12 protein-coding genes are annotated in these 11,093 nt (G+C 67.7%); 5 read left to right on the forward strand and 7 right to left on the reverse strand.

What is annotated here, in order from left to right; translation table 11 throughout:
- Positions 1 to 1,680 carry a sulfatase-like hydrolase/transferase gene (locus Q0L11_RS12150; protein WP_296597552.1) on the reverse strand — a complete coding sequence of 560 codons (1,680 nt, stop codon included), beginning with the start codon at positions 1,678 to 1,680 and terminating at the stop codon, positions 1 to 3.
- A gap of 125 nt (positions 1,681 to 1,805) precedes the next feature.
- Between Q0L11_RS12150 and Q0L11_RS12155 the strand changes: the two genes are divergently transcribed.
- Positions 1,806 to 2,528: a Crp/Fnr family transcriptional regulator gene (locus tag Q0L11_RS12155; protein WP_296597553.1), complete on the forward strand. Its 723-nt coding sequence runs from the start codon at positions 1,806 to 1,808 to the stop codon at positions 2,526 to 2,528.
- Positions 2,529 to 2,603: 75 nt separating this feature from the next.
- Positions 2,604 to 3,368 carry a Crp/Fnr family transcriptional regulator gene (locus Q0L11_RS12160; RefSeq protein ID WP_296597554.1) on the forward strand — a complete coding sequence of 255 codons (765 nt, stop codon included), beginning with the start codon at positions 2,604 to 2,606 and terminating at the stop codon, positions 3,366 to 3,368.
- A gap of 11 nt (positions 3,369 to 3,379) precedes the next feature.
- Here the strand turns inward: Q0L11_RS12160 and Q0L11_RS12165 are convergent, their stop codons facing one another.
- From Q0L11_RS12165 to Q0L11_RS12175, 3 genes are all read right to left on the reverse strand, one after another.
- Positions 3,380 to 4,831, reverse strand: coding sequence for an ATP-binding protein (locus Q0L11_RS12165; RefSeq protein WP_296597555.1), 1,452 nt, complete (start codon positions 4,829 to 4,831; stop codon positions 3,380 to 3,382).
- Positions 4,828 to 5,562 (reverse strand): response regulator, encoded by a 735-nt coding sequence (locus Q0L11_RS12170; RefSeq protein WP_296597556.1) that lies wholly within the window; start codon positions 5,560 to 5,562, stop codon positions 4,828 to 4,830. Before Q0L11_RS12170 ends, Q0L11_RS12165 begins: the two co-directional genes overlap by 4 nt.
- Positions 5,563 to 5,630: 68 nt before the next feature.
- Positions 5,631 to 6,170, reverse strand: a complete 540-nt coding sequence (locus Q0L11_RS12175; RefSeq protein ID WP_296597557.1) for a Spy/CpxP family protein refolding chaperone — start codon at positions 6,168 to 6,170, stop codon at positions 5,631 to 5,633.
- A gap of 380 nt (positions 6,171 to 6,550) precedes the next feature.
- Here Q0L11_RS12175 and Q0L11_RS12180 point away from each other — a divergent pair, with 380 nt between their 5' ends.
- Positions 6,551 to 7,399, forward strand: a complete 849-nt coding sequence (locus Q0L11_RS12180) for a PEPxxWA-CTERM sorting domain-containing protein (protein WP_296597559.1) — start codon at positions 6,551 to 6,553, stop codon at positions 7,397 to 7,399.
- A gap of 70 nt (positions 7,400 to 7,469) precedes the next feature.
- Here the strand turns inward: Q0L11_RS12180 and Q0L11_RS12185 are convergent, their stop codons facing one another.
- Both Q0L11_RS12185 and Q0L11_RS12190 read right to left on the reverse strand, forming a co-directional pair.
- Entirely contained in the window at positions 7,470 to 7,757 is a 288-nt protein-coding gene (locus Q0L11_RS12185) for a hypothetical protein (protein WP_296597560.1), read from the reverse strand.
- A gap of 78 nt (positions 7,758 to 7,835) precedes the next feature.
- On the reverse strand, positions 7,836 to 8,159 hold the full coding sequence (locus tag Q0L11_RS12190; protein WP_296597561.1) for a helix-turn-helix domain-containing protein: 324 nt from the start codon (positions 8,157 to 8,159) through the stop codon (positions 7,836 to 7,838).
- Between the two features lie 92 nt (positions 8,160 to 8,251).
- On the opposite strand from Q0L11_RS12190, the gene Q0L11_RS12195 reads away from it, so the two are divergent.
- On the forward strand, positions 8,252 to 8,791 hold the full coding sequence (locus tag Q0L11_RS12195; protein WP_296597563.1) for a carboxymuconolactone decarboxylase family protein: 540 nt from the start codon (positions 8,252 to 8,254) through the stop codon (positions 8,789 to 8,791).
- A 109-nt stretch (positions 8,792 to 8,900) separates the two neighbouring features.
- Here Q0L11_RS12195 and Q0L11_RS12200 read toward each other — a convergent pair whose 3' ends face one another.
- Complete coding sequence (locus Q0L11_RS12200) at positions 8,901 to 9,938, reverse strand: DUF2332 family protein (protein WP_296597565.1); 1,038 nt, start codon at positions 9,936 to 9,938, stop codon at positions 8,901 to 8,903.
- Positions 9,939 to 10,333: 395 nt separating this feature from the next.
- On the opposite strand from Q0L11_RS12200, the gene Q0L11_RS12205 reads away from it, so the two are divergent.
- Positions 10,334 to 11,093 (forward strand): CHASE3 domain-containing protein (locus Q0L11_RS12205; protein WP_296597566.1); only part of this gene is annotated, 760 nt, incomplete at its 3' end.

Below are 11,093 nucleotides of genomic sequence, written 5' to 3' on the forward strand. Positions count from 1 at the left end.
TCAATTGTCCCACAGGATGTATTCATCGCCCGGCTTCTGCGGCTGGCCGCTGGGGTGGTCGACGAAGACCGGCCCCTGCAGCAGCGACGGCCAGATCGGCTTCACGCTCTGCGCGTCCTGGGCGCGGATCATGGCCAGCAGGCGCTGGACCTGGGCCGGCTCCTTCGACGACAGGTCGTGCTGCTCTGTGGGGTCGGCGGCGAGATTGAACAGCCAGACCTTCTTCTGCGCCTCGCTCGACTGGAGCTTCCAATCGCCGTCGCGCACCACCTTGTACTGGCCCGAACGCCAGAACATGACCTGGTGCGGCCGCGCGGTGTCCTTGCCCTGCACGAAGGGCAGCAGGTCGACGCCGTCGATCTTGCGGTCGGTGGGGATCGCCGCGCCGGCCGCGCGTGCGGCGGTCGCGAAGATGTCCACGTGGCCGACGGGGTTGGGATAGCTGGTCCCGGCGGGGATCGCGGTGGGCCAGCGCATGAAGAATGGCGCGTGGATGCCGCCCTCGAAGAACGTCGACTTGAAGCCGCGGTAGGGCTTGTTGACGTCCGGCAGGCCGATGTAGCCCGCGCCGCCGTTGTCGCTGGTGAAGATGACGAGCGTGTTTTGGTCCAGCCCTTCGTCCTTCAGCGCCTGGAGGATGCGGCCGACGTTCCAGTCGAGGTTGCGGGCCATGGCGCCGTAAACGCGCAGGCGGTGGTCCTTGATCTGGGGCAGGGCGTCATAGTCCGCCTTCTTCGCCTGGAGCGGCGTGTGGATGGCGTTGGGCGCGAAGTAGATGAAGAATGGCCGGTTCCGGTTGGCCTTGATCGCCTTCAACGCCTCGTCCGTCAGATAGTCGGTCATGTAGCCCTTGGGGGCGAACATCGGCGAGCCGTTGAACTGCACCGCGTAGGGCAGGTTCGGCCACAGGAAGCGGTCGATGGCGTCCCAGTCCTGCTTGGAATTGACGACGCCCTTGTCCTTCTCGGGCAGGTACATGGACGCGCCGGCGATAAAGCCCAGGGTCTCGTCGAAGCCCTGGTCCTCCGGACGCGACCCCTTCCTGCCGCCCAGGTGCCACTTGCCGAAGTGCATGGTGTGGTAGCCCTGGGTCTTGAGCACCTCGGCGATGGTGATCTCGCCGGTGGGAACGCTCAGGGTGTTCACGGCCTCGGGCGTGGCCGCGGTGCTGCCCGGCGGCATCTGGGACAGCCGGTCCTTGAAGAACTTCGGCTTCACGATCGCCCCGGGCTCGGACTCGGTGCCGACCATCCGCTCGAAGCCCACGGGCGCGGGGGTGAACTCGAAGCCGAAGCGCGTGGGATAGCGGCCGGTCATGATCGCCGCGCGCGATGGCGCGCAGGTCGCGTTGCCCGCGTAGCCGGCGGCGAAGCTGACGCCGTCGCGGCCGATGGAGTCGATGTTAGGGGTCGGCACGGCGCCGTTCGCCACGCCGCCACCGTTGAAGGTGATGTCGTTGTAGCCAAGGTCGTCGGCCAGGATGAAAACGACGTTGGGCGGTCGCGCGCCCTGCGGCGCCGTCGCTGGACCCTGGGCCCAGTCGACCGGATGGTTGGGCTCCACGTGGGGCAGCCTCGAATGGGCGATCGCCGCGAAGATCGCCCCGCGGTTCAGATAGGCCGTCCCCAGTGCGACGACCAGAACGGCCACGATGGCCCCCAACCAGGTCCAGAGCCTCATGCGGCGTCCCCCGTTATTCTTTCGGCCAGCATATAGTGACATTAAGCGTGTCGCTAGATGTCCCGGCGAACCTTGGCTGTCCTGGAGCGTTTGGGTTCCCGACCCATACCCTTGCTTCGGCGACGATGACCGACCTGCTGTTCCGCAAGCTGCTTCGACGCGACGGAACCCTCGGGGAGCGCGAGCGCGTGGCGCTCGCGCAGGCCGTGTCCAAGCGCATCGTCGCGGAGGCGGACGTGGACCTCGTCCGCGAGGATGAAGTCTGCGATCGGTCGATGCTGCTGGAGGAAGGGTGGGCTTGCCGCTACGGCGCGCTGCCGGACGGACGGCGGCAGATCCTTTCGATCCATGTGCCGGGCGATTTCGTCGACCTGCAGAGCTTCCCGCTGAAGCGCATGGACCACACGGTGGCCACGCTCAGTCGGTGCCGCATCGCGATCTACCCCCACAAGAACCTGCTACGGATCAGCGAGGAGCTGCCGCACCTGACGCGCATGCTGTGGCTGATGACGCTGATCGACGCGGCGATCCTGCGGCAGTGGCTGCTCGGCCTGGGCCAGCGGTCGGCCCTCGAACGCACCGCGCATCTGGTCTGCGAGATCCACAGCCGGCTCGACCTGGTGGGCGGCGTCGAGGGCGGCGGCTTCGACCTGCCGCTGACCCAGGCCGAGCTGGGCGAGGCGCTGGGTATTTCCCAGGTCCACGCCAATCGCGTCGTGGGCGCCCTGCGCAACCGCGGGCTCGTGGCGTGGCGTGATGGCCGGGTGCGGATTCTCGACCTGGAGGGCCTGCAGGAGCTGGCGTCCTTCAATCCGACTTACCTCGCGCTGGAGTCGATGGAACGCTGACGGGCGGCCGGCAATTGCGTCGGACTTAACCCAGTTAATTCCGCCGACCGCGCGGCGCATGGTCTGCCATTCGGAATGTCGGGGCGACTCATCGCGAATCTGGGACGGAACACGCCGCTTGCGCCCGAAGACGGCGCGGCCATCGAGGCGTTGCTGGGCGCCGTCAGGACTGTGCCGGCGGATACCGAGCTGGTGGTGGACGGCGAAGGCGCGACGGACTGTCATGTGCTGCTCGAGGGCCAGGCCTTCCGGCACAAGACCCTTCCCGACGGCCGCCGCCAGATCGTGTTCTTCCACGTGCCTGGCGACCTGCTGGACCTGCCGCTGGTGTTTCTCGACGTGGACTACAACGTCGCCAGTCTGACCATGTGCCGCGTCGCCCCGGTGTCGCGCGCCAAGCTGGCTGATCTGATCGAGGCTCGTCCCAGGATCGGGCGCGCCTTCTGGCGCATGAGCCTGCAGGAGGCCGCGATACAGCGGGAGTGGATGGTGGGCATGGGCCGCCGCTCGGCCTACGCCCGCGTCGCCCACCTGCTCTGCGAGGTGTTCCAGCGCTTGCAGCGGGTCGATCTCGTGCAGAACAACCGCTGCCGCTTTCCCATCACCCAGACCCATCTCGCCGACGCCGCGGGATTGTCGGGGGTGCACACCAACCGCGTGCTGCAGCAGCTCCGCGCCAGTGGGCTGATCGAGCTTCGGTCGCGCGAACTGATCGTGCGAGACTGGAATGGTCTGGCCGCCGCGGGCGAGTTCGACCCAGCCTACCTCCAGGCCAGGAGCGCGCCTTCGCCGGCGCTCGCGGGCCCACACCGAGCCGCACCTGGCTGGAAGCCCTCCTGAGAGCCGAGAGGTCAGGCCAGCGGCAGGATCACCCGCGCGCGCAGCCCTCGCTCGAGGCGCACCAGCGCGACGTCTCCCCCGTGGGCGCGCGCGGTCGAACGGGCGATCGGCAGACCCAGCCCGATGCCGCCGGCGTCCAGGTTTCGCGAGGCGTCGGCGCGGTAGAACGGCTGGAACACGCGCTCCAGGTCTTCCAGGGCCAGGCCATCGCCGCCGTCGTCGATTTCCACCACCGCGTAGCCGTCATCGCGGCTCAGGCGGATCCGCGCGTGGCCGCCGTACTTCACGGCGTTGTCGACGAGGTTCACGAACAGGCGCTGCAGCGCGACGGCGTCACCCTCGACCGCTAGCGGACTCGCGTCCAGCATCTCGACGTCCCCGCCGACCATGGCGGCGTCGTCCGCCACGCATTCGAGCACGGACAGCAGATCCAGCTTCTCCCGGCGTCGCGGCGTGCTTTCGTTGCGGATGAAGGTCAGGACGCCCTGGATCATCTGTTCCATCTGGGCGACGTCGGAGAGCACGCTGGCTCTCATCTCGGGCGAGGCGCCCTCCAGCTTGAACCGGATGCGGGCGAGCGGCGTGCGCAGGTCGTGGCTGATCGCGCCGACCATGGCCGTCCGGTCGTCGATATAGCGCTTGAGCCGGCCCTGCATGCCGTTGAAGGCTTCGGCCGCCGCGCCGATCTCGGCCGGGCCGGACAGCGCCATCTGCGGCCCGTGCGGATCGCGGCCCAGCCGCTCCGCGGCGTCGGAGAAGCGTTTCAGCGGAGCCGTGATGCGGCGCGCGAACAAGAACCCCGCCGGGGCCACCACGGCGAAGCCGGCCAGCAGCAGCAGGAACGCCCTTTTCTGCCATTCCGTGGGGAACGGCTCGGGACTGGATCGCACGACGACCCAGCGGCCGTCGGCCCGGCGCATGGCGGCGGTGAAGTCGCCCAGCACCATCTCGCGCGGCCCGTGCATCCGAAACTCGGGCGGAGGGCCCGGCGCCGCACCCTCTTCCGGAGGCGGTGGGGGCGGCGGCCCAGCCTGATCGGGCGGGCCGTCGCGGCGGTGTTGGAGGACGACGCGGCGCATGCCCGCCACGTGGAAGAGGCGTTCGACCGCCGACGGCGGCCGCGGGATGAACCGGACGTCCGCACGCGGCCGACCGACCGCCTGAGCCAGCGCCTCGGTGTGGCCGCCGAAACGCCGCCGGAGGACGTCGCCCCGCATCGGCTGTGGCTCGGCCGGAGGTGGCTGGTCGCTGACGGTGCGCAGCATCGGCCGGCCAAAGCGTGCGCTGAGGGAGCCGCCCTGGAGCGCGCCCGCGATCTCGCTCAGCCTGTAGAGCTGCGGCTGCGGCGGCGGCAGGAGCACAAGGGCGGCGAAGGTCAGCAGGTGCGTCGCCACCAGGCAGGTGACGATCAGGGCGACGAGCTGGAGTCCGATCGAGGCGCGCAGCCGCGCCGGGCGGGTCATGGCCGTGTGACCGCCACGTCGAACATGTAGCCCGCGCCGCGCACGGTCTTGATGATCTCGGTCTCGCTGCAGGCGTGCAGCTTGCGGCGCAGGCGGCTGATCTGGACGTCGACCGCGCGGTCGAAGACGTCGGCGTCCTGGCCGCGCGCGATGTCCAGGAGCTGGTCGCGCGACAGGATCCGCTGCGGATGGTCGAGGAACGCCGACAGCAGCGAGAACTCGCCCGAGGTCAGCAGGATGGTGGCGCCGTTGGGCGCGCGGAGCTGACGGCGCAGGGCGTCCACCACAAAGCCCTGGAACTGGTAGGCCTTGCCCTTGCGGGGCGCGCCGCCGCGCACCTCCTCCAGTCGGCGGAAGACCGCGCGGACGCGGGCCAGCAGCTCGCGCGGGCTACAGGGCTTGGGCAGGTAGTCGTCGGCGCCGAGCTCCAGGCCCAGCACCCGGTCGATCTCCTCGCCCATGGCGCTGACCATGATGATCGCCGGGCCCCCGCCGTCCGACGACAGCCTGCGGCAGATGGAGAGCCCGTCCTCGCCGGGCAGCATCAGGTCGAGCACCACCAGGTCGACCGGCGCCTGGGCCAGCATGCGGTCCATGGCCGCCGCATCGGCGGCGGCATGCACGTGGAAGCCATGTTCGGCGAGATAGGCGGTGACCTGCTCGCGCAACTGGGTGTCGTCCTCGACCACCAGGATGTGGCGCGCGGGAAGCACCGAAGGTTGGGCCGTCATGCGGGTCCTCTCGCCGCGAACTGTGGCGCCGTCATAGCGACTTCGCCACAATTCGCCGCGGCGGCCGATCAGCGCGGAGGTTCGTGGCCGTCGTGACGCATGATCATCATCTGCCGGCCGCCACTGGGGCCGCCATGCATCATCATCATGTCCGGACCCATGGGGCCGGGGGGCGGGCCGTGCATCCGCTGCAGGGCGTCGAAGACCTTCTGCTGGTCCGGCGACAGCGCGGCGTAGAACTTTGACAGCGCCTGGCGCATGCGCTCGTGCTGGGCGGTCATCTCGGCGTCGTGCTTGGCCATCTGCTCCAGCCGCTGCGGCGTGGTCAGGGGCTGGCCCTCCGGCGGCGCCTTGAACTCTCGCATCATTGGCTTGTGCGCATCGACGAAGGCGGCGAGAGCGGACTCCTGGTCGGGGCGGATGCGCAGGATCGTGCGCAGGTCGTCCAGGTGCTGCTTCTGCATGGCCTCCGCGTGGGCCTTCATCTCGCCCATCATCGCGCCGGGCGGACCGTGGGCGGCGTGCTGGTCGGGCATAGCGGGCTGGGCGTGGGCTGCGGCGGCGAGGGCCAGCGCGGGCGCTACGGCCGCGAACAGACGGGGTTTCATCGGGGCATTCTCCTCTTCCCTGAGGCCGCCGACTTTCTCACGACTGTCGTGCGCGCGCATGCCGGCATCCGCGACGGCGCTGAAACGAATGGGCAATGCGGCTGACGATGGCCCGGCTCTTGCTGATGTCGTCGTGGATATCGGCCCGCGACGGCGAAACGGTCTCCGGCGCGGCGAGCATGTTCCGGTTCGGCACGCTTGGCAGGAATGGAGGTGTCCGCCTTTGGGTCGCTTTCGCGGCGAGGGGCGGTTTGCTCGCCCCTGGGGCGAGTCCGTTTGCACTGTTAAGCTTTATGACGGACTGTTCGGGTAACGGGGATCGGACCGGCTTATCAGGTCCGATGAATAACCCACTTCGGTGGTGAAAGTTGGGGAATACCATGGCTTTTGAAACGGGGGCGGCCCAAGGCCGTCAAAGCCCTATCCGCGCGGCGTTCAAGGCGGCTCTGCCCGCGGTGGTGGTCGCTGCGACGCTGGCCTTCGCGGCGCCGGCCGCCGCGACCCAGTACTTCCTCGACTACGCGTCGATGAATACGAACACCGACGGCGTGATGAAGAAGAACGGCCAAGTCGTTCAGAACCTCGAAATGGCGCCGGTGAAGTTCACCGCCTTCTACGGCACGGGCAACACGCCCCAGACCGGCGCGATCGGTGGCTCGTTCACTCTGATCGGCTGGTGTGTCGATATCTACCACTCGATCCAGATGGGTAACATCGACCTCAAGTACGACAACAAGTACGACCTTGAGACCAACTCGAAGTACACGTCGAACACGCCGTGGTACGGCGAGAGCGACCTCACCGATGCGCAGATCGACCAAGTCGGCCGTCTCGTGCACTACGGCACGTCGCTCTACGTGGCCAACGCCGCCACCAACGCGCTCAAGCTCTCGGCTATCCAGGGCGCGATCTGGACCGTGATCAACAAGCCGCAGGGCTACTCGTTCGAGAGCACGATGTCCGGCATGTACAGCCAGAACGTCTCGAACAAGTCGTACGTCAACGACCTGATCTCGAAATATTCCGGCGCCGACTATGACGACTACGTCCCGATGAACATCGGCGTGGACGTCATGTTCCTGACCGAAACCGGCAAGTACGGCACGAAGAACGCGCACCAGTCGTTCGCCTTCGTTCCCGAGCCGGCCACCTGGGCCCTGATGATCCTGGGCTTCGGCGGCGCGGGCGCCATGCTGCGCCGCCAGCGCAAGTACGCCGCGGCCACCTGACGAGCCTTTAGATCTCTAGTCTCTGAAGAGCCCCGGCCTCGGCCGGGGCTTTTTGGTTTGGGATGTCCGTTCAGCGGAAGACGTGGATGCCGCCGGCCCCGCCGCCCGGCGCCTCGGCCAAGCCGCGGATCTCCAACTGCGCCCGCCGCGCCCCGCATGTGCAGCGCAGGCGATGCTCCAGGTCCTGGAGTGTCTGGCGGCCAAGTCCCTGAGCCAGCCAGGGCTTCGGGTCCACCGCCGCCTCACGTCCGCAGGCGCATCGCGCCCACAGGCTCGACCGCGCCGCGGTCGCCCATCCCAGGCGCGCCTCGCCGAAGGTCCATTCCCGGGCAAATTGTCTGCTGCTTCCGTCCGCCATCTTCGAGACTCCCTAGATGCGAACAAAAGCAGAACTTTTCGGACGCGACTACCACATTCCGGATGTTTTTGAGTCGCCTCAACCCGCGTCGGTTGCGTCGTTAAGCTTATCCCCAGCCCATCGCTCGGCGAAGGCATAGAGCGGCATGAAGGCGTCGAGCAGTTCGGTCCCGGAGGCGGTCAGCCCATAGCCCCGCCCCGCGGTGTGCTCGAGGAGGCCCGCCTGGCGCAGGTCGGCCAGGCGCGCCTGCAGCACCGTAGGCGAAGCCTCGTCGCAGGCGCTCCTCAACGCCCGGGCCGTGAGTGGCCCGTCCCGTAGTTCCCACAGGATACGCAGGGTCCATCGCCGCCCGAGCAAGTCGAGCAGCGCCATGATGGGGCGGCCCGTGCGAGAGCCGCGCACGCGCCGCCCGGCCCCTTCAGCCACGGGGCTTGACCGGCGCTACGGAAAATGTAGCGTTCATGCTATCGAAAATGTAGCAAGGAGTTGAGCCGATGCCAAGGATCGCGCCGCTCGAGCCGCCTTATCCGACGCAGGTCCAGGCGGCGTTTGACGCCATCATGCAGGGCGCGCCGCCCCTGATGCTGTTCCGCACGCTCGCGACGTCGGAACGGGCCTGGCGCAAGTTCCGCGCGGGGTCGCTGCTGGACTCCGGGCCGTTGTCTCTGCGCGAGCGCGAACTGGTCATCGACCGCACCTGTGCGCTCGCGGGCAATGAGTACGAGTGGGGCGTCCACGTGACGATCTTCGCGGGTCCGGCGGGACTTACGCCGGCCGAGGTCGCGGCGACAGCCGGAGTGGGCGCGGCGGCCGCTGGCTGGAGCGAGGCCGAGCGGGCCCTGCTGACGACCGCCGAAGCGCTGCATGCGCGAGCCCGGCTGACGGACGCGGAGTTCGCTGCGCTCCGCGCACACTACGACGAGGCTCAGATCCTGGAGGTGATCCTGCTCTGTGGCTTCTATCGGATGGTGTCGTACGTCGTCGGCGGGTTGGACCTGCCGCTGGAGCCGGGCGCCGCCAGGTTCGCCGCCTGAAGCGTAGTCCGCCGAAGTGGAGAGCGTTCGAGGGGGACGTTCGGTCTCCGCCGCGGCTGCACGCGCGCCTCGGGAGAGGGCGTGGCCGCGGACGATCATTTGCGCCGCGTCAGCGATACTGGCGCCGTTCCCGCGTCTGTTCGCCCCGACCGACCCAATCGACCCAATCTCCGTAGGGGTGGCAGGTTGCGAGCACCGTGCTTTCGCCGTCGGGCCAGGACGTCAGGCGCAACTGCACTTCGCGACGGTCGGGCGTCCACTCGAACCCGATCTCCACGAGGGGCCGCTCGGCGGTCGCCTCTGCGCCGGCCGCGCTCATCGCCGCCGCGATCTCCTGCTGGGCCTGATCGTCGAGGTATTGCAGGAACATGGTGTGCACGACGGCGCGGCAGACGCCCGCCGGTTGAGGCTCGGCGAGCTGCTGGGCGAGCCACAGTTTCGCGTCCCCTTCGTCGACGCGGGGCGGATGCATGACGGCGGTCTTCAGCGCCTCCTCGAGCCGCCGCGAACGCGCCGGCTGATCGGCCCAGGTGAAGGACAGCAGCCGTTCGCGATGGGCCTGGTTGGACGCCTTCAGGGGATTGAGGTCGACGCCTCGCGCCCCGAGGATCGACACGAAGGCCACGGGCGGGTCGGCGCCGAACCACTGCGGCTCGATGTAGACCGCGGACGACGGGTCGCCCACCGAGACCGTGCCCAGCTTGTAGGAATATCGCGCGAGATTGAGGTTGAGGCCGCAGCTAGAGCCGAGTTCAAGGATCTCGAACGGCATCCCGTGCTCGGCCGCCACGACCATCAGCGCCGACATGATCGCCGCGCCGCGAGCGACCTCGTTGGTCTGGGTCGGATGGCGCATCCAGTCGGCGATGAACTCATCCTCTTGCGACAAGGCGGCCGCGATCGCGCCGTCGAAGTCGTCATGTTCGCCATTGTAGAGATCGGCGAGGTATTGCGGCCGGCCGCGCCGGGCGAGGGCATGGAGCGCCCCGTTGACGCGTAGGGCGATGGCGGCGGCAGCGGGATCTCCGCGCCAGCCTCGGACCATCTTGCTGCTCAGGGGCGCATGGGCGAGTTGCCGATCGACCGCCTCGAGCACAGCGGCGACGAAAGCCGAGCCCGTCAGGCGACAGCGCTCTGCTTGGCGCACGAAGGCCTGCTCACTGGAAGTTCTCGCAAGCACCTTCATGAAATGACGATCCACATACTCAGTATCCATGAAGTTGCAGGCGGAAAAAAACGAACGCCATCCGCGTCTGCGAGGAGAACCTGCCGCTGGGCCGAGATCTCGTCGCGTGTCTCAGGTCGCCACAGATGGTCCGCCAACCCTTAAGGGGGCTTGAATCCCTCGCCAGACGGCGTGGGGCCTTATGTCGCACGTGGAAGCGCGGCCGGTCCGATCGTCATTAATCACCATTCAACGAACAGTTTTTACTTGATGGGGTCGCATCGCGGGCAAACCAAGTTTTGCTGGTCGATGCGCTTGTTCGAAGAATATTTCACACACTCATGACGTGCATGCATGTGTGATGACAACTAATTTCGTTGAATATCAGGACGATGATTGTCGCGATGAATATCCCGAAGAAGCTTAGCCTCGCCTTTGTAACGATCTGCGTTTCGGCCGCGGTGATGATGGTGGTCTTTTTGATTACCATCTTAATGATCCGCGCCTCTACGGAGAGCAACAATCGCAGCCAGGCGATTCACGCGGATGCGTTGTCACTGGAGACCGCCATCCTCCGTCAGAACAGCCAGTTCCGGGGCTTCCTGGTCACGGGCGACGAGAGCTATTTGAAGTCCTACTACGAGGGCAGGGACGAGTACGATCGCGTCGCGCAGGAACTGAAGACGACGCTGACCGATCCGGCCATGCTGAAGGATCTTGAGGCTTCCCGCGTCGCGACTGTCGCGTGGCGAAAGGATTGGGGCGACCGCCTGATCCAGGTGGTCCGGGCCGGTCGGCGCGAAGAGGCGCAGGAGACCGTCCGCAACGCAGGGAACAAGGTGCTGGTCAGCGCCGCGGTGCTGCCGCTCCGCGACATCCGCAACGCCGAAGCCAAGCACATCGCCGAGAACGGCGCGCGCCAGCAGGCGGCGATCATCACGGCCATGGCGGCGCTGGTCATTGGCGGCATCGCACTGATCGCCATCGCGATGATGCTGTCGCGGACGCTCAGCCGCACGATCGCCCGCCCGATCACCACGCTCACCGAGGCGATGACCCAGCTTGCCAAGGGCGACAACGAAATCGCCGTCGACGCCGACCGCGCCGACGAACTGGGCGACATGGCCCGCGCCGTGC

The organism is Phenylobacterium sp. (assembly GCF_024508875.1).
Lineage (GTDB): Bacteria > Pseudomonadota > Alphaproteobacteria > Caulobacterales > Caulobacteraceae > Phenylobacterium.